Source organism: Pseudomonas sp. Seg1 (assembly GCF_018326005.1).
Taxonomy (GTDB): domain Bacteria; phylum Pseudomonadota; class Gammaproteobacteria; order Pseudomonadales; family Pseudomonadaceae; genus Aquipseudomonas.
Window position 1 is genome coordinate 4,745,947 of record NZ_AP021903.1, and the last position, 16,519, is coordinate 4,762,465.

The 16,519-nt window shown below is 57.5% G+C and carries 20 protein-coding genes; 5 read left to right on the plus strand and 15 right to left on the minus strand.

The window, feature by feature from the left end:
- Nucleotides 1–97: 97 nt before the first annotated feature.
- Nucleotides 98–988 carry an AraC family transcriptional regulator gene (locus KI231_RS21245; RefSeq protein WP_213026255.1) on the minus strand — a complete coding sequence of 297 codons (891 nt, stop codon included), beginning with the start codon at nt 986–988 and terminating at the stop codon, nt 98–100.
- Between the two features lie 190 nt (nt 989–1,178).
- Between KI231_RS21245 and KI231_RS21250 the strand changes: the two genes are divergently transcribed.
- Nucleotides 1,179–2,231 (plus strand): NAD(P)-dependent alcohol dehydrogenase, encoded by a 1,053-nt coding sequence (locus KI231_RS21250; RefSeq protein ID WP_103306675.1) that lies wholly within the window; start codon nt 1,179–1,181, stop codon nt 2,229–2,231.
- On the opposite strand, the gene KI231_RS21255 is transcribed toward KI231_RS21250, so the two are convergent.
- The 14 genes from KI231_RS21255 to KI231_RS21320 all read right to left on the minus strand — a co-directional run bounded on the left by KI231_RS21255 (nt 2,228) and on the right by KI231_RS21320 (nt 13,535).
- Nucleotides 2,228–3,031 carry an IclR family transcriptional regulator gene (locus KI231_RS21255; RefSeq protein ID WP_103306676.1) on the minus strand — a complete coding sequence of 268 codons (804 nt, stop codon included), beginning with the start codon at nt 3,029–3,031 and terminating at the stop codon, nt 2,228–2,230. The two genes, KI231_RS21250 and KI231_RS21255, sit on opposite strands and share 4 nt — an antisense overlap.
- A 60-nt stretch (nt 3,032–3,091) precedes the next feature.
- The gene (locus KI231_RS21260; RefSeq protein WP_103306677.1) at nt 3,092–4,402 is read right to left on the minus strand and encodes an MFS transporter; all 1,311 of its coding nucleotides are present in this window, start codon (nt 4,400–4,402) and stop codon (nt 3,092–3,094) included.
- 181 nt (nt 4,403–4,583) lie between these two features.
- On the minus strand, nt 4,584–5,732 hold the full coding sequence (dgoD, locus tag KI231_RS21265) for a galactonate dehydratase (RefSeq protein WP_007908327.1): 1,149 nt from the start codon (nt 5,730–5,732) through the stop codon (nt 4,584–4,586).
- Nucleotides 5,733–5,780: 48 nt separating this feature from the next.
- The gene (locus tag KI231_RS21270) at nt 5,781–6,401 is read right to left on the minus strand and encodes a 2-dehydro-3-deoxy-6-phosphogalactonate aldolase (protein ID WP_103306678.1); all 621 of its coding nucleotides are present in this window, start codon (nt 6,399–6,401) and stop codon (nt 5,781–5,783) included.
- A gap of 19 nt (nt 6,402–6,420) precedes the next feature.
- Nucleotides 6,421–7,410, minus strand: coding sequence for a 2-dehydro-3-deoxygalactonokinase (locus KI231_RS21275; RefSeq protein WP_213026256.1), 990 nt, complete (start codon nt 7,408–7,410; stop codon nt 6,421–6,423).
- A gap of 89 nt (nt 7,411–7,499) precedes the next feature.
- Nucleotides 7,500–8,438 carry a hypothetical protein gene (locus KI231_RS21280; RefSeq protein ID WP_213026257.1) on the minus strand — a complete coding sequence of 313 codons (939 nt, stop codon included), beginning with the start codon at nt 8,436–8,438 and terminating at the stop codon, nt 7,500–7,502.
- A 125-nt stretch (nt 8,439–8,563) separates the two neighbouring features.
- A complete protein-coding gene (locus KI231_RS30085) occupies nt 8,564–8,866 on the minus strand; it encodes a hypothetical protein (RefSeq protein ID WP_249412067.1) in 303 nt (100 codons plus the stop codon).
- 201 nt (nt 8,867–9,067) lie between these two features.
- Nucleotides 9,068–9,805 carry an alpha/beta hydrolase gene (locus KI231_RS21290; RefSeq protein ID WP_213026259.1) on the minus strand — a complete coding sequence of 246 codons (738 nt, stop codon included), beginning with the start codon at nt 9,803–9,805 and terminating at the stop codon, nt 9,068–9,070.
- A 5-nt stretch (nt 9,806–9,810) separates the two neighbouring features.
- The gene (locus KI231_RS21295) at nt 9,811–10,305 is read right to left on the minus strand and encodes a PAAR domain-containing protein (RefSeq protein WP_213026260.1); all 495 of its coding nucleotides are present in this window, start codon (nt 10,303–10,305) and stop codon (nt 9,811–9,813) included.
- Entirely contained in the window at nt 10,302–10,964 is a 663-nt protein-coding gene (locus tag KI231_RS21300; protein ID WP_213026261.1) for a hypothetical protein, read from the minus strand. The genes KI231_RS21295 and KI231_RS21300 overlap by 4 nt, the downstream gene beginning before the upstream one ends.
- A gap of 341 nt (nt 10,965–11,305) precedes the next feature.
- Nucleotides 11,306–11,734: a hypothetical protein gene (locus KI231_RS21305; RefSeq protein ID WP_213026262.1), complete on the minus strand. Its 429-nt coding sequence runs from the start codon at nt 11,732–11,734 to the stop codon at nt 11,306–11,308.
- Entirely contained in the window at nt 11,731–12,258 is a 528-nt protein-coding gene (locus tag KI231_RS21310) for a hypothetical protein (protein WP_213026263.1), read from the minus strand. Before KI231_RS21310 ends, KI231_RS21305 begins: the two co-directional genes overlap by 4 nt.
- A 75-nt stretch (nt 12,259–12,333) precedes the next feature.
- Entirely contained in the window at nt 12,334–12,867 is a 534-nt protein-coding gene (locus KI231_RS21315) for a hypothetical protein (RefSeq protein WP_249412068.1), read from the minus strand.
- A gap of 188 nt (nt 12,868–13,055) precedes the next feature.
- Nucleotides 13,056–13,535: a GNAT family N-acetyltransferase gene (locus KI231_RS21320; protein WP_103306682.1), complete on the minus strand. Its 480-nt coding sequence runs from the start codon at nt 13,533–13,535 to the stop codon at nt 13,056–13,058.
- A 214-nt stretch (nt 13,536–13,749) separates the two neighbouring features.
- Here KI231_RS21320 and KI231_RS21325 point away from each other — a divergent pair, with 214 nt between their 5' ends.
- The 4 genes from KI231_RS21325 (at nt 13,750) to KI231_RS21340 (ending at nt 16,435) form a co-directional block, all read left to right on the plus strand.
- Complete coding sequence (locus KI231_RS21325) at nt 13,750–14,403, plus strand: HD domain-containing protein (protein WP_213026264.1); 654 nt, start codon at nt 13,750–13,752, stop codon at nt 14,401–14,403.
- 110 nt (nt 14,404–14,513) lie between these two features.
- On the plus strand, nt 14,514–15,728 hold the full coding sequence (locus KI231_RS21330) for an MFS transporter (protein ID WP_213026265.1): 1,215 nt from the start codon (nt 14,514–14,516) through the stop codon (nt 15,726–15,728).
- A 64-nt stretch (nt 15,729–15,792) separates the two neighbouring features.
- Complete coding sequence (locus KI231_RS21335) at nt 15,793–16,134, plus strand: hypothetical protein (protein ID WP_213026266.1); 342 nt, start codon at nt 15,793–15,795, stop codon at nt 16,132–16,134.
- Between the two features lie 43 nt (nt 16,135–16,177).
- A complete protein-coding gene (locus KI231_RS21340; protein ID WP_213026267.1) occupies nt 16,178–16,435 on the plus strand; it encodes a hypothetical protein in 258 nt (85 codons plus the stop codon).
- Nucleotides 16,436–16,519: the final 84 nt, after the last annotated feature.

Genomic DNA, 16,519 nt, shown 5'->3' on the forward strand with positions numbered 1-16,519 from the left:
TGGCTTGCCAGCGATGGCGGTGGATCAAGCGACATCTATGTTGAATGTGCCGACCTCATCGCTGGCAAGCCAGCTCCCACACGGACTGTGTAAATCCTCAAGCAGCGCGCTCATCACCCGGACTGCGCTCGAAATAGCGCTTGTACTCGCGACTGAACTGCGACGTACTCTGATACCCCACACGGTGCGCCACCTGCGCCACACCGAGCCCTTCAGCTACCAACAACGTCTGCGCTTTCAACAACCGCAAACGCTTCAGATACTGCACCGGCGACAACAACGTGCTGCGTTTGAAATGCTCATGAAACGTCGAAATACTCATGTTCGCGCAACCGGCCAGGGTCTCGACATTCAACGGCTCGGTGTAATGCGCATGCAGATGACTGATCGACGCTGCGACCCGCGCAAACTGCCCCTGCTGCTCGACCAGCGCACGCAACACATCGGCCTGCGGCCCACGCAATGCCGTAAACAGCAACTCACGCACTCGCGCCGGCCCAAGAATCTGGCATTCCAGCGGATCGTGCAGACAACTCAGCAAGCGCTCGACACAGCCGCGCATGTCATCGTCGAGCACCACCGAAGTCATCGACTCCGGCGTTTGCGCCGGGATGTGTCGCCCCGGCGCCAGCCCCATCGCCAGCACCAGTTCGCCCAGCAAGACGCGATCAATCGCCATAGAGACGCCGAGTAATGGCGCATCCGGCAAGGCAAAAGTTTCGCACTCGAACGGCACCGGCAGCGCCTGAATCAGATAATGCCCGGCACCGTACTCCATCGTTCGAGGCCCGAGAAACGCCAGTTTGCTGCCCTGGGCGATGATCATCAGGCTCGGCTCGTAAATGTGCGGGCCACGGGCAACGTCGCAACTGGCACGCAGCACCTGCACTCCCGGCAACCCGGTCTGGCTGTAACCATCGCGCAGCGCCAGCGGTTCGATCAGCGAAACCAGCGTGGCATTGGCATCAAGGTGACGGGTCAATTGCATCGACATGTTCTTCACAAAAATCACGGAAAAAGGGATGAAAGCATCATCGCAGATCCTTTTGCCAATGCGACCGAGCAAACCCGCATGCCGGAGGATTAGGCATGAGACCCGGAGGAATCGTCATGGCCGGACCGTCAGTCGGCGCCCAGAATGCGCCGCCTCACTTGTCACTGCTTTTGCGAGGTTCCACATGTACACCGCCATCGGCTATGCCGCCCAATCGGCCACCACGCCCCTCGCCCCGATGAAGTTCGAACGCCGCAGCCCACGGGCTGACGACGTCGCCATCGAAATCCTCTACTGCGGCGTCTGCCACTCCGACATCCACCAGGCGCGCAACGAATGGGGCATCGCCGTTTACCCGTTGATGCCAGGCCATGAGATCGTCGGAAAAGTCACCGCGATCGGTGCGAATGTCACACAACACAAGGTAGGCGATCTGGTCGGCGTTGGCTGCATGGTCGACTCCTGCCGCACCTGCGAAGCCTGCCAATCGAACCTTGAGCAATACTGCCTCGAAGGTCCGACCATGACTTACGCCACCCCGGATCGGGTCGATGGCAGCAACACCATGGGCGGCTACTCCGACAGCATCGTGGTCAGCGAGCACTTCGTCGTGCGCATTCCGGAAAAACTGGCTTTGGCCAGCGCCGCACCGATTCTCTGCGCCGGCATCACTACCTACTCGCCGCTCAAGCACTACGGCGTCAAGGCCGGCGACAAGGTCGGGATTCTCGGCATGGGCGGCCTCGGCCACATGGGCATCAAGTTCGCCAAGGCCATGGGCGCCGAAGTCACGCTGTTCACCCGTTCAGCGAGCAAGGCTGAAGAAGGTCGCCGTCAGGGTGCCGATCACGTAATCGTCTCCACCGATGCCGAGCAAATGAAAGCCGCTGCCGGTTACTTTGACTTCCTGCTCGATACCATCCCGGTACAGCACGATCTCAACCCGTACCTCGACACCCTGCGTTTTGACGGCGTGCACATTCTGGTCGGCCTGATCGAGCCGGTTGATCCGCCGGTACACGCTGGCAAACTGGTGATGAGCCGCCGAGTGCTGGCAGGTTCCTTGATCGGCGGCATCGCAGAAACCCAGGAAGTGCTGGATTTCTGCGCTGAACACAACATCACCTGCGACATCGAAATGCTCGACATCCGCCAGATCAACGAGGCTTACGCCCGAATGATCGCCGGTGACGTGAAGTACCGTTTCGTGATCGACATGGCGACGCTCAAGGTTTAAATCTTCAGACCGAGTTCCGCCGAAAGCCGGGCTGTGACCCCTTTGATCAGGGGGATCAGCTCGGCCATTTTTTCCAGCGGCATGTACGGCACGGTGCTGGCGATACTGATCGCCGCCACGATGCCCTTGCTCGCATCCCGAATCGGCGCCGCCACGCAGCGGATCGACGGTTCGTTGTCCTCCAGATCGAACGCGTAGCCACCCGCGACGTACTCGATCATGCGCTGCTCAAGCTGTTCCCACGACTGCTGGGGATGCTGCGGCCAGAACTGACTTTTCCCACCCGCCGGCAGGCTGATGTCGTACAGACGCTGCCAATCTTTCGGCGAGTCATCGAGCATCAACGCCTTACCGATACCGGTCCGTGCCAGCGGCATGCGATGGCCGACCCGCGAACGCATTTCCGGGCCGTTGCGCCCCGGATTCTTCAGCAGATACAGCACTTCGTCGCCTTCACGAATGCCCAAGTGCACCGTGTCGCCGGTCAACGCCGACAACTCGTCCAGATACGGCCCGGCCAGACTCACCAGCGGCAACTCTTCGCGCGCCTGGAAACCCAGCTCGATCAGCTTCGGCCCGAGCAGATAACCGACTTGCGGCACCACGCGCAGGTAGCGCTCGTCGACCAGGCAACTGGCCAGACGATGGGTGGTGCTGCGCGTGGTACCGATCAGTCGGGCAATTTCTTTGAGATCACGGGCGCCACTCGCCACGGCCTGCACCACACCCAAGCCGCGCAATAGCGTCTGGGTGCCGGTGGGCGCGGCGTCCTTGGTTTTTTCCGGGGCGTCTTCCTGCATATCCAGCCTTTACCGTTGAGCGAGGGAACGGGCGGCATTATGGTCGCCCGATGCTGACCACTACAACTCGATACGCTCGACCTTGCCCACCAGCAGCACGTAGGACAAAGCGCCAATCAGTGCGAGAACCGCGATGTAGGTGATCGCCGGGGCAAAGGAATCACCACTGGCGAGGAAACCGATCACGATCGGCGTGGCAATCGCCGACAGGTTGCCGATGAAGTTAAACACCCCACCGGTCAAGCCGAGCAGACGCGCCGGCGCGAGGGTCGAAACCAGCGACCAGGTGATCGACGCCAGACCGTTGCCGAAAAACGCCAGGGCCAGAAACGCAATCACCAGCGGCGTTGACTCAACGAAGTTGGCGCCAATGATCGAAGTGGAAATCAGCAGCCCGCCAATGATCGGCAACTTGCGTGCGAAACCGACGGTATAACCACGACGGATCAAAAAGTCGGAAAAGAACCCCGAACACAACACGCCGATAAACGCGGCAAGAAATGGCAGCGACGCCAACAGGCCAGACTTAATGAAGTCCATGCCGCGATATTTCACCAGGTAGGTCGGGAACCACGTCAGAAAAAACCACAGCGTCGAGTTGAGGCAGAACTGGCCGAGATAGATGCCCCACAACTTGCGTTTAGTGAGGACGATGCCGAGGTCGGTCCAGCTGAATTTGGCTTTGACCTTGGCGGTCTCAGCCTGGATATCCACCAGGCCGCCTCCCTCGCGGATCAGATCGATTTCTGCATCGTTGGCGCCCTTGAAATCCCGCGGCTCGCGATACACCGCGTACCAGATCACCGCCCAGATGATGCCCACTGCACCGGTCGCGACGAACACCATGTGCCAGCCAAATTCATGTTGCAGCCAAGCCAGCACCGGGGTGAGAAACGCCAGACCGACAAATTGCCCCGACGTGTAAAAACCAATCGCCGTGGCGCGTTCACGCTCAGGAAACCACGTCGTCACCACGCGGCTGTTGATCGGATACGCCGGTGCTTCCAGCGCCCCGACCGCCATGCGCAGCACAAACAGCGCGATGAAACTGGCAGCAAAACCGAGCATCACGGTGGCCAGCGACCACAGCAACAACGCGACACTGTAAAGAATGCGCGGCGGCACCCGGTCGACCAGCCAGCCGCCGGGGATCTGCATGGCCGCGTAAGTCCAGCCGAACGCGGAAAAGATCAGGCCGACATGGATCGGATCGATACCCAGCTCACTGGTCAGGGCCGGCGCGGCAATCGACAGGTTGCTGCGGTCGAGGTAGTTGATGACCACGGTGATAAACAGCAACACCATGATGAAAAACCGCTTGCGGCTGGGCGTGACTAAAGACGCCTGCCCGGTGAGGGTTTGCGGTTGCATGAGAGATGCCTCTTCTTATGTTTATTTGAGGTCATGACGCAAATCACCCATCCATGGAGATCAAACTGTGGGAGCTGGCTTGCCAGCGATGGCGATGTAACTGTCACATCAATGCTGGATGTGCCGCCGTCATCGCTGGCAAGCCAGCTCCCACAAAGACTTTCGGTGTATCAGGGCAGACTCACCACTCGGCAAAGCTGCCATCGGCATGGCGCCAGATCGGGTTACGCCAGCGGTGGCCGACCGCCGCGCGCTCGATCACGTATTCCTCGTTGATCTCGATGCCCAAGCCCGGGCCGTTCGGGATCTTCACGAAGCCTTTGTCGTAATCGAACACGCGCGGATCCTTCACGTAGTCGAGCAAGTCGTTGCTCTCGTTGTAATGGATGCCCAGGCTTTGCTCCTGGATAAACGCGTTGTAACAAGCTGCGTCCAGCTGCAAACACGCCGCCAGCGCAATCGGCCCCAGCGGGCAATGCAACGCCAGCGCCACGTCGTAGGCTTCGGCCATGTTGGCGATCTTGCGGGTTTCGGTAATGCCGCCCGCGTGGGAGGCGTCCGGCTGGATGATGTCAACGTAGCCTTCGCTCAACACGCGTTTAAAGTCCCAACGCGAGAACAGCCGCTCGCCGAGTGCAATCGGTGTACTGGTCAACGGTGCCAGCTCTTTCAGCGCTTCGTAGTTTTCGCTGAGCACAGGCTCTTCGATGAACATCAGTTTGTACGGGTCGAGTTCCTTCATCAGCACTTTGGCCATCGGCTTGTGCACTCGACCATGGAAATCAACACCGATGCCGACGTTCGGTCCCACTGCGTCGCGCACGGCGGCAACGTTGGCCAAGGCGAGGTCGACTTTTTCGAAGGTATCGAGGAACTGCAGCTCTTCAGTGCCGTTCATTTTCACCGCAGTGAAACCACGGCTCACCGCCTCTTTCGCCGCACGTGCGGTGTCGGCCGGGCGGTCACCACCGATCCACGAATACACGCGGATCTTGTCGCGCACCTGACCACCGAGCAGATCACTGACCGAGACACCGAGGGCCTTGCCCTTGATGTCCCACAGCGCCTGGTCGATACCGGCCAGCGCGCTCATGTGGATGGCGCCGCCACGGTAGAAACCGCCGCGATACAACACCGTCCAGATGTCCTCGATGTTGCGTGGGTCTTTGCCGATCAGGTAGTCGGACAATTCCTCAACGGCAGCAGCAACGGTGTGCGCGCGACCTTCAACCACAGGCTCGCCCCAACCGGTGACGCCCTCGTCGGTTTCGACCTTGAGGAAGCACCAGCGCGGCGGGACAATGAAGGTGGTGAGTTTGGTGATTTTCATCTGCTTGTCTCTCTTATTTGGATGCAGCGCACGCAGCGCCAAAAAGTCTTAGCGAAGAGCCTTCCACGCGGCCACGTACGCCTTGGCATTGACCGCAACCTGCTCCGGCGTCATGCCCGGTTTGAACAGCCCGGAACCCAGTCCGAAGCCTTTCACCCCGGCGTCGATAAACGCCTGCATGTTGTCCGGTGTGATCCCGCCGACCGGCGCCAGCACCGTTCCGGACGGCAACACCGCGAGCCAGGCTTTGACGACCGCCGGGCCCATCTGCTCGGCCGGGAACAACTTGAGAATGTCCGCGCCCTCCTCCAGCGCCGCGAACGCCTCCGTCGGCGTGGCAACACCCGGCGACAGGTACAGGCCCGCCGCTTTCGCCGCGCGCAAGACCTTGGCATCGCTGTGCGGCATGACGATCACCTGGCCACCGGCCTCTTTCACTTGCTCGACCTGTTGCGCAGTCAACACCGTGCCGGCACCGATCAGGCAATCGGCGGGCAAGGTCTTGCGCAGGATGCGGATACTTTCGTACGGCGAAGGGGAATTGAGCGGTACTTCAATGACGCGAAATCCGGCTGCGTAAAGGACTTCTCCGACAGCGGCGGCTTCCTGCGGGTGCAGGCCACGCAAGATCGCGATCAGACCGTTTTGTGCCAGTGCTTGCTTGAGCATGTCAGACCTCCAGTCAGGGTTAACGGGATGAGGAATCGATCAGTCCGGCGGCCAGCGCCAGTTGCCACAGTCCACGCTCGGTGGCCTGCTCGGCCAGCGTCACCTTGGCGAAACCGCAAGCATCAAGGGCTCGGCTATAGCGCGCGCAGAGTTGCGCGTTACCGATGAGGATGATCGAAGGAAGATGCACGCTGTTGCGTCGATGCCGCTGAACCGTGGCGAGTGCCGCCAGTTCATGACCAATCATGAGGCCGGACAGGTAATCCGCTTGCGCCGTCGGGCTGAGTTCACCGGTCAGGCCCAGCGTTCGCGCACTGAATAAATTCGAGAGCACGCCGAGTTCACCGTCCGCCGACAGCGCAACCTGCACGCCCCGGTCAAACGCCTGACCATCGAACGTCGCGCCTTGCTGTTGGGTACGGCCGAGAATGCTGTGTTCGCTGAGCACGGCGAACACTTCGCCGGTCATGAAGGTGTCGAAATGCGTGATGCGGCCATCGACCACTTCCACCCATTTCGAATGGCTTCCCGGCAGGCCGATCAACAAGTCGCTGCCCGCCGCGACCGGCAAATTTTGCAGGACACCGAGGACCTGGGTTTCTTCACCGCGCATCACATTGGGCAAACGCGAACGCTGAATCACACCCGGCACGATGTGCACGCGGGTGCCGCGCAGACTGACCACGGTTTGTAGGGAGTTTCCGAGATTGGCGACGTTTGCCGGCGTCTCGCAGTAGACCGCTTCACGCCAGCCCTGCGCGCTGCCGACCATGCCGCAAGCGATCACCGGCAGATCCGGCTGCGCATCGAGCCAGTCGCCACACACCTCATCAAAGGCCAGTTCAAAACCGTCGGTGCATTCGCGACCGTTGATGACTCGCGGGGTCTTGGGCAGTTGCATGATCCCGCAGGACAGCGCGCGCTGTTCCAGCACCAAGCCGTCCGCCGCGAGTTTGTAAGCACGTAATGAGGTCGTCCCCCAATCGAGCGCGATCAATTGCGCCAGCATCGCTTCACCTGTTTTGTTTTTGGCAGTGAGTGCGACGGACTATAGACCTCCTAAACGTAAAATCTCAATATGTAATTTTGCATCCCATATTATGGGACTGAATCGGTCCAGGGAGTCCATCGCTCAACAACGTCGAGATTCTTGTTGATGATGACCCTCAACGTTTCGTTCTCAATGGATCCAACCTCATGCGTACGGCCTTTCTCGTCAGTTATTCCAGGCTCCAGACGTCCGTCACCGCGGATGATGGTGTATGCCGCAAAGGGTGCCGGGGTTTCCTCTGAACCTGAAACAATCCGCAACTTCGTCTTGCTCGGTGCGAACGAGGCGAGCATGCCGGCGTAGGGCACATCGCTACAGAGCCCGAGGCGATCAATCTGGTCATATCCCAGCGCCAGTTCATAACGCCAGCGCACGATGCACACGGATGCAAGCGGCAGCAATGACCTCGGTCGGTCAGACTGTTTGAGGGAAATACGCGGTGGTGCCACACGGGGATTTTCTATTGCAGCAATGAACCGCGACGTAGGCATGTACATGACTTTCGAGTAATACGCCACGAACGGAAATGCTGTGATAGCTACCTTGCACGGAATGTATTCCTGCGGCTTGAGGATCTGCACCAACTCGACCGGTCTGATGTAGTTGCGGCCGTCATTGATGGCGTGATTCTCGACGCTGATATTGGCGAACATCTCATACCGACGATCGCCCTCGATCAGGCGCATGCCACTGACGATTCCCGACGCTTCCAAAACGATTTCATGTTCGACGGAAAAGTCCGGATCACCATTCAACGAGCATTTAATCCAGGTGCCGATCTGACCTCGTCGACCATGATCCTCATACAAATCAATCAGGTTTCGGTCTGAGGTGAAACGCAGGGCATAGGAGGAGTATCTCTCGTGATTGATCGAGACAAACTCAAGCCTGGCGGGGGGACATTGAGGTGCAGGCATGATGTACACAATAAAAAACCCGCAACCAATAAAACCTTGTAGATATTTCGCTTCATTCGCTGTGTTCATCCTGAATCACGCACACGGTTCAAACTGCTGAAATGACTCTTCAAGATCACTCGCTAAATACACAGTCCGATCGCGATACACTCAAATTCGACTTCTTTATCCAGAGAGCAAATAAGTCAGCTTAGTCACTCTGATCGAACGAGTTCTTCTAGAAAGTCTTTGGAAGGGATACGCATAAACTCCGAAAAGTAGGTTTTATATTTCGTTGTATGCACTCTGAAGGTACACACAACAAAATCGTTCGCCATTAAAGCTCTGTGCAGAGCATCACCATCAAGAATACGCTCCTTACCCTGCACTTCTCCGGTCTCTCGAAAAATAACCCGAGCGATATACTTTCCTTTCGAAGCGTTTTCACTCGTCTCAACGATACCGTTACCGTAGAGCTTCTGATAATGCCCAATGGAAAAATCCAGATCATCGCCCAAGGTACAAACCAGTCCCTCGCCAATTTTAGACTTAAACAATCCCAATAGATCCGTATTACTTGAGAAGCTTATGAAAAAAGAACTTCTGCTTGGGGAAATTGAAACACTCTTATAATCAAGCGCAGCAATTGGCCTGCCATGATTCGAGGAACATGAGCAACACAGTAACAAGGCAAGCGCTAAAAAAAATCTGTTCACAGTTTATTTTTCCCTGAGATAGCCGAGTATCGATTCTGCCAATAGTTGACGAGCGGACTTTCCTCCATCCAGTTTTTGATCGAACATGATATCCGCATCGGCGTGGTTGACATCAACACGACCACTGACATTGGGACCTGAAGTTATCTCCCATTGCTCACCAAAGTCCGCGACAGTATCAGATATGTCTCGATTGTTGATTTTCGCCGCACGGATATTTATCCAGAACTCCGCCTTTGGTTCCGGTTTTCGCCTGTAAATGGTTGAAATTCCGTAAACGATTTTTCCCTGTCCCACGGGGTCTATGGTGATCAGCATTTTGACTTTGTAACCCTTATCGGTCAAAACACTGGAGAGGTGTGCACCGTTCCAACCGCCCAAACTATGCCCGATGATATAAACAGGCGTAGTTTTATCAGGAACCTCGACCAATACGTTTTTTGCCAGATCTTCATCCGTCAAGAACTTATTATAGGCCAATGCTTTCATATCGCATTTCGACAAATAACATAACGCGTCAGCATCAGCCTCTACTTTGGTGCGAACATGACTCACGTTCCAGTTTGGCCCGCTGACGTAGTAACGCTCCTGATCTCCCGCACCACCGACAAACAAGATAAAGACTTTCTTCATGCTGATAGCAATGACTTTGACGCACTTATCTTCTGGCTTGGTTAACTCAACGTTTCCCACGTCCCTTTTAGCCAAAGGCTCCACGCCTGGCGCATTTTCTCCTGCCATATCAATCACTCAACAAATAATTTAATAGTTTCAGGTAAATGCGAACTGACGGTATGCGTAAATCCCGAAGCATCCGTAACGCCATGCTCTTCACTGCCGTCACCGCGCTGAATCGTGTAGGGGTGATCGGGCACGGGGTCTCCCGTCGCCTCATTCACCACCTGCAATCTGTCGGTAAAATGCACCGGCATCGGCAGCAACCCACTAAACGCCGCCCCTCCGCCACTCTGGCCAATAATCACCGTCCCCGAACCTCCGACTACGACATTGCCGTGCCCGCCGGTGCTATCAAGGGTGGCGGCGTTCAGGCCGTTGATGAACACAGTGCCGGAGACAGCGCCGGTAATCGGACTGCCACACGCAGATTTATCAGTCATACGCGCAGCAGCAAGACCGTCGAAAAAGACGTTCGGCGAACCGGAGACGATCGGGTTGGTGCCATGGCCCGGCAGTGGGCAGTCGGTCGGGTCGGTGACGCGGGCGGCGGGTTTACCACTCAATTCAAAGCTCCTTGCTTCAGAGATTCCGGATGCGGCTGATGGATATCGATGTCGGTCGCGGCGAAGCGCCAGCGGTTGTCGACGGGGTCGAACAGTGCGTGGCAATGCTCACGGCTGTCTGGGGTTGCAGCGGTTTGCAGATGTCGCCAGGCTTCATCGACGTGCCACGCCAGCTCCGCAGGCGTCGCATCGTCCAGCTCGTTGAGCCAGGCGTTGTAGTTGCGCAGGTGATTGCGCTCGTACGTTGATTGCAGCAGATCGGCCATTTGCGTGCCGAGGTCCAAATGATGTCCGGCCGTCCACTGACCGATCTCGGAATAGACGTACCAGCCCATCGGCATCAACGCATCGTCCTTGAGCAGCGGATGCCCGACAGGGGCGACGAAACCGCAACAGATGTGCAGCATCAGCCAGCCTTGATGAGCGTCGATAAACGCCGTTGGATCGAAGGTGCGCAGCGGTATCACGCGGTAACCGTCGAGCCCGGCACTGCGCGTCATCAACTCGGCATCAAGGCATGAAACGAACGCACGAATGGCGGTACCGCCCGTACGATTTGTCATGCACAGAATGTCGACTGGCTGACGTTGGGGGTTGTCGGTCGAGCCTGAGTTTTTCACCAGGCCATACAGACGCATTGACGCCCGCAGTCCGCTCATCGCCGGTCACTCGTTGACGAAGCGAATACTCCACGGGCGTGGAGAAATTGTGCCAAAGGCATTGCAGGTGTCATCCATGAGCGTGCAAAAATGGCGCATAGGATGCCGGACTAGAGCGCTGGCGACAATCGAAACAGCATTAAACTGCCATCATCGACTTCAGTCCTCGGAAAACTAGCGCAGGACCTTGTTATCCATGCAATAGCGACTCATCCCTTTTCCGAGATTGCGCACTGCCGACCAAGCCAAAGCAACCACCGCCAGATCCTGCTGCACATCGAGTCAGTCGCCCTCATATCATGGGTCGACATCAATCCATTTCGTCGATCGGTCAATGCTCGTCACGCCCTCTTCTCCTGCGGCTTGAGGATCTGCAACAACTCGACCGGTCTGATGTAGTTGCGGCCGTCATTGATGGCGTGATTCTCGACGCTGATATTGGCGAACATCTCATACCGACGATCGTCCTCGATCAGGCGCATGCCACTGACGATTCCCGACGCTTCCAAAACGATTTCATGTTCGACGGAAAAGTCCGGATCACCATTCAACGAGCATTTAATCCAGGTGCCGATCTGACCTCTTCGACCATGATCCTCATACAAATCAATCAGGTTTCGATCTGAGGTGAAACGCAGGGTATAGGAGGAATATCTCTCGTGATTGATCGAGACAAACTCAAGCCTGGCGGGGGGGACATTGAGGTGCAGGCACGATGAACACAGTAAAAAACCACCCATCAACAGCCACTTCGCGATACGCAAATTCAATGTTTGACCCTCTGTTCCATAACGCGCGCAAACTCGGAACTTGCAATACCGACAGGATGGGATTGGTAAGACTCGGAAAAATACCCCGAGGCACTGAACCGGCAGGCCAAGGCATTGCGCTCTCGTAAAAAAGCCAAGAGCTGTTCCGGTGAAAGAAACGTATTCGAGCCGTCCTCATGATCGCTGTGCACCGATGCCAGACGGGCCGAATATTGATGTTTGCCAAGTGCACCCTGGCGATCCAGTTCATCCACGGCACCGATTAGAAAGTTCGATTGACCGTGTCTCTCATGAAAATCGAGTCTTGCATCCAGATAACACGTCAACGTGTTGCCGTCCTGAATCGTCTTCGAATCACTCTTGAGGATATTCATCAAGTCCGCCTCTGAAGCAAATCGAACTTCAATGGTGCCATTCCCGGGCACATACGCCATGGCAACAAACTCGATGTCGGATCGCGCAATCTCTGGTCTTTCGGCGCAGGCACTGCAAAGCAAAAAACAAATCCCTAAATACCTTTTCAACCCAACATCCTGTCAATTAAATGAACACCTGAAATACCTGACTACGACGATTGCAGATAAGCGCGCAGTAATTACTCACTCGGCTCCATCAGCCTTCAAAACAGACAATATTTCTGCCACCGGCATAAACAACGACCGTGTGTAATACGCCTTGTAACCGGTTGCCATAACGACCACCTTGCAAGGGATACTTTGTTTGCCTTGCAACAACCCTTTCAAGGCACTCTTACTCAGATACTCTGAACTGCGGTATCTGGCGGTATGACTTCTGAAAGAAACACGCGCCAGATAATCAAAGCCGGATCCTGGCGTTGATTGCCCGTTTTCTTCGATCAATCCCATCGCCGCTTGAGCCATCGTGTGTCCAACGGAAAAATCCGTATCATCGGCCAGTGCACAAACAAATACCTGGTCGAAACTGCGGGCATTCTTTTCGCGGGCGAACAGTTCAAGCAGTTCCGTATCCGAATGAAAGCGCACAAGGTAGTAACCACTGATGGTGTGGCCGCTACTGATCGAGTCGAACGCTAACACCGCCGGCCGAATATCATGGGATCGGGCGCAGGACACGCAGAACAGGCACACAACGCTCACCAGTAACCACTTCATGGCATCACTCCCTGTATGTCCGCACATTACCGGTCACTCATTGACCCAGCGAAGGCTCCACGGGCGTGGAGAAAGGGTTCCAGAAGCAGTGCAGGTGTCGTCCGTGAGCGCGCAAAAATGCGCGCGTAGAATGCCGGACCAGAGCACTGGCGACAATCGAATCAATAGCGGATTGCCATTGCGGCACTTTAGCCCTCGGCAAACTCGCGCAGCACTTTGCCATCCATGCGATAGCGCACCCACTCTTCCTGCGGCTGCGCGCCAAGGGATTTGTAGAAATCGATGGCAGGGGTGTTCCACTCCAGCACGCTCCACTCGAAGCGCCCGCAGTCGTTGTCGCAGGCGATTTTCGCCAGGTGCCGCAGCAGGGTTTTACCGGCGCCGCCACCGCGTTGCTCGGGGGTGATGTAGAGATCTTCCAGGTACAGGCAATTGCTGCCCAACCAAGTCGAATAGCTGAAGAAAAATACGGCGAAGCCGATCGGCAGACCGTCGCGCAGGCAGATCAGGCCGTGGGCGGTGGCGCCTTCGCCGAACAGGCTGCGTTCGATGTCGGCGACGCTGGCGATGACTTCGTGACGGGCCTTTTCGAAATCCGCAAGTTCAGTGATGAAGGCGAGGATTTGCGGTGCATCGCTGGGGGTCGCCGGGCGGATTTCGATCGTCATGGACGGGCCTTGTCGGAAAAGGAAAACGCCATACTAAGGCCGCATTGCTTTTGTGGCGAGGGAGCTTGCTCGCGCTTGGCTGCGAAGCAGGCATAATCCAGGAAATGCGATCTGCCTGATCCTCCACATCGATGGGATTCGGGGCCGCTACACAACCCAGCGGGAGCAAGCTCCCTCGCCACCGAGTTTTACTCAGACCATAAACAGGATGTCTATGTCAGCTACAGCTTTTGCACCTTTGATGGATCTCGCCGCCGAATTGCTGCCCCACGCTCTGGAACCCTCAGACGACGGTGCCCACGACCTCGCGCATCTCCAGCGTGTTTGGCACAACGTGCGCACTTTGCACGCTGAGGAAGGTGGCGACCTGGAGGTGTTGCTGGCGGCCGTGCTGCTCCACGATTGCGTCGCCGTCGAAAAGAACTCGCCGCTGCGCGCGCAGGCCTCGCGGCTGGCGGCGGAAAAAGCTTCGGTGGCACTCGCCGAGATGAATTGGCCGGGCGAACAAATCAGCAAAGTCGCCCACGCCATCGAAGCCCACAGTTTCTCCGCCAACATCACCCCGCTGACCCTCGAAGCAAAAATCGTCCAGGACGCCGACCGTCTCGACTCGCTGGGCATGCTCGGCGTCGCCCGCACGTTCTACGTCGCCGGGCGCATGGGTTCTGCGCTGTACGACCCCGTGGATCCTGAAGCGAAACAACGCGACTACGATGACAAGCGTTTTTGCCTCGATCATTTCCAGACCAAACTGTTGCACCTCGCCGAGGGTTTCCAGACTGCCGCCGGCCAGCGCCTGGCGCGAGACCGCCATCAACGCCTGAAAGGTTTCATGGAGCAGTTCAAGGAAGAGATCGGCATCGTCTAGCGCGTTACTCCGGCGCACGACGATCCTGACTTCAGCAACCTCGGACCTAAGCCCTGCGCCTGACGTGTTATCTAGATGACGCTGAATTTTTCCGCTGAAGGAACCGCGTCATGTCGCCAGCCACACCTCAGGTCTCAGGCAAGCTGTTCGGCCTGTTCTGTCTCGCCAGTTATCTGTTGTCGCTGTCCTACGGCTCGACGTTTTTGCTGTCGTTGTTGATCAGCTCTCGCGGCGGCAACGAACACGACGCCGGCAGTGTGATTTCGGCGGCGATGTTCAGCACGTTTGTGGCGGTGCTGGTGTCCGGGCATCTCTCGGATCTGCTCGGTGCGGCACGTTCGATTGCGTTGTTCGGCGTGCTGTTGGTGGCGGCCAGTCTGGGCTTTGCGCTGACGCCGGGGTGTGGCCTGCTGTTGTTGTTTTTCGGCTTGCTGCTGGGCCTGGGCTGGGGCGTGTTCTACACCTTGGGGCCAATCATTGTCGCGAGCCTGGTGAGTCCGGCGCAGCGGGCCAGGTATTTCGCCTTGCTGTCGGGCAGCATGATGACCGGCATCGGCAGCGGCCCGTTGCTCGGGCGGGCGGCGAGTGCCATGGGTTTGCCGGTGACATCGGCGTTTTATCTGGCCGCGTTGGCGAGTCTGATTGGCGTGCTGTTGTTCTGGCTGCTCGGCTCGAGATTGCACAGTACTCAAACCTCCAGCGCGGCAAAAATCACTTGGCGCGCAACCACACAAGTGCTGGGTTCACGCGCGCTGTTCCCGATCATCATGGTCGGCCTCGGTGGCTGCGTGTTCGGCGGTCTGTCGAGTTTTCAGACCAGTTACGCCGCCGCCCGCTCGCTGGATTATTCGCTGTTCTTCCTCGGGTTCATGAGCGCGGCGATCAGCAGCCGGATGCTGATCGCAGGCTTCGTGGTCAAGCGTGACCCGCTGCGTGCGTCGTGCCTGCTGTCGGGGTTGATGCTGGCTGCGATTGTGCTGTTCGCTTTTGGCGTACACAGCGCTTTCAGTTATCTGCTGGCAGCGCTGATGCTCGGCGTCGGTTACGGCCTCACTTATTCGGTGATCAATGGCCTCGCCGCCAACGAAGCGCCAACCGGCACCACATCGCAGGCCTTGCTGCTGTTCAGTCTTTCGTACTTCATCGGCGTGTTCGGCTTTCCCTTGCTGGCGGGGAAAATCATTGTTGAACATGGCATGACGACGTTGTTGTTGACCGTGCTGCTGGTTGCGCTGGCGAACTGGCTGATCACCGTCGGGCGTTTGTTCTGGCGGCGGATCAACGTCAAAACCGTGGCAGCGAGTCAGACCGTTCGTCGTTCATGAGGCACCAATCCATAACGAGAGCAGACCAACGGAGGGTAAGGATTCCAATCACTGGAGAAGCCCTATGATCCCGTCAAGGTTGACCGCTTTCGTATTCAGCGCCCTGCTCTGTCCCGCGGTTTTCGCCGCCTCCACGACAGCAACGGGCACAGGCCCTACCGACCCGACCCCGCCACGAGCCCCCGTCATCAACAGTGCCCCCGGCATGAACACCGATGGCTCGGGCGTCCCCTTGATCAACCAGTCCCCCGCCACCGGCACCGATCCGCGCACGCAAGGCAGTGACCCGGGTCGTCAAGGCGGCATGAACACCCCTGACTCCCCTGCAGCACCGGATAACACCGGTCCCGGCATCGGCTCGAAAACCACCACCGGTGGCTCGGGCTCTGAAGGTTCCGGTCAGTAGTTCGCCGACGCGAGCGTCCTATTCAATCCATGAAGAGGTAACCATGAACGTCGATAAAAACCTGGAAAAAGAAGTCCTCACTCGTCTGCTGCACGCCCACCCGAGCGGCTTGGGCAAGGAGGTGCTGGACAATTATCGGGGCGAGAAAGTCGTGGCCAGTGCCCTCGCCGCCTTGCAGGATCGCGGACTGATTCACCACGGACACGTGACCTGTAACGAGGCCGGCGAACACTCGTTGAACCTGCCGATCAAGCTCAGCGCTGCCGGCGTTGAAGCGGCGCGCAAACTCGAGCTGCAGTAGCTCCCGGGCCGTTCGCCGCGTGTGCGGCGGACGGCCAGATCTTTAGGCAGGGCTGGCCAGGTCAGAATTTTGCAGTGCCGCTGT

Bases quoted from the DNA above. Each gene is read 5' to 3' on its own strand.
- KI231_RS21245 (WP_213026255.1), bottom strand. From the start codon at position 988: ATGCAATTGACCCGTCACCTTGATGCCAATGCCACGCTGGTTTCGCTG.
- KI231_RS21250 (WP_103306675.1), top strand. From the start codon at position 1,179: ATGTACACCGCCATCGGCTATGCCGCCCAATCGGCCACCACGCCCCTC.
- KI231_RS21255 (WP_103306676.1), bottom strand. From the start codon at position 3,031: ATGCAGGAAGACGCCCCGGAAAAAACCAAGGACGCCGCGCCCACCGGC.
- KI231_RS21260 (WP_103306677.1), bottom strand. From the start codon at position 4,402: ATGCAACCGCAAACCCTCACCGGGCAGGCGTCTTTAGTCACGCCCAGC.
- dgoD (WP_007908327.1), bottom strand. From the start codon at position 5,732: ATGAAAATCACCAAACTCACCACCTTCATTGTCCCGCCGCGCTGGTGC.
- KI231_RS21270 (WP_103306678.1), bottom strand. From the start codon at position 6,401: ATGCTCAAGCAAGCACTGGCACAAAACGGTCTGATCGCGATCTTGCGT.
- KI231_RS21275 (WP_213026256.1), bottom strand. From the start codon at position 7,410: ATGCTGGCGCAATTGATCGCGCTCGATTGGGGGACGACCTCATTACGT.
- KI231_RS21280 (WP_213026257.1), bottom strand. From the start codon at position 8,438: ATGAACACAGCGAATGAAGCGAAATATCTACAAGGTTTTATTGGTTGC.
- KI231_RS21290 (WP_213026259.1), bottom strand. From the start codon at position 9,805: ATGGCAGGAGAAAATGCGCCAGGCGTGGAGCCTTTGGCTAAAAGGGAC.
- KI231_RS21300 (WP_213026261.1), bottom strand. From the start codon at position 10,964: ATGAGCGGACTGCGGGCGTCAATGCGTCTGTATGGCCTGGTGAAAAAC.
- KI231_RS21315 (WP_249412068.1), bottom strand. From the start codon at position 12,867: ATGAAGTGGTTACTGGTGAGCGTTGTGTGCCTGTTCTGCGTGTCCTGC.
- KI231_RS21320 (WP_103306682.1), bottom strand. From the start codon at position 13,535: ATGACGATCGAAATCCGCCCGGCGACCCCCAGCGATGCACCGCAAATC.
- KI231_RS21325 (WP_213026264.1), top strand. From the start codon at position 13,750: ATGTCAGCTACAGCTTTTGCACCTTTGATGGATCTCGCCGCCGAATTG.
- KI231_RS21330 (WP_213026265.1), top strand. From the start codon at position 14,514: ATGTCGCCAGCCACACCTCAGGTCTCAGGCAAGCTGTTCGGCCTGTTC.
- KI231_RS21335 (WP_213026266.1), top strand. From the start codon at position 15,793: ATGATCCCGTCAAGGTTGACCGCTTTCGTATTCAGCGCCCTGCTCTGT.
- KI231_RS21340 (WP_213026267.1), top strand. From the start codon at position 16,178: ATGAACGTCGATAAAAACCTGGAAAAAGAAGTCCTCACTCGTCTGCTG.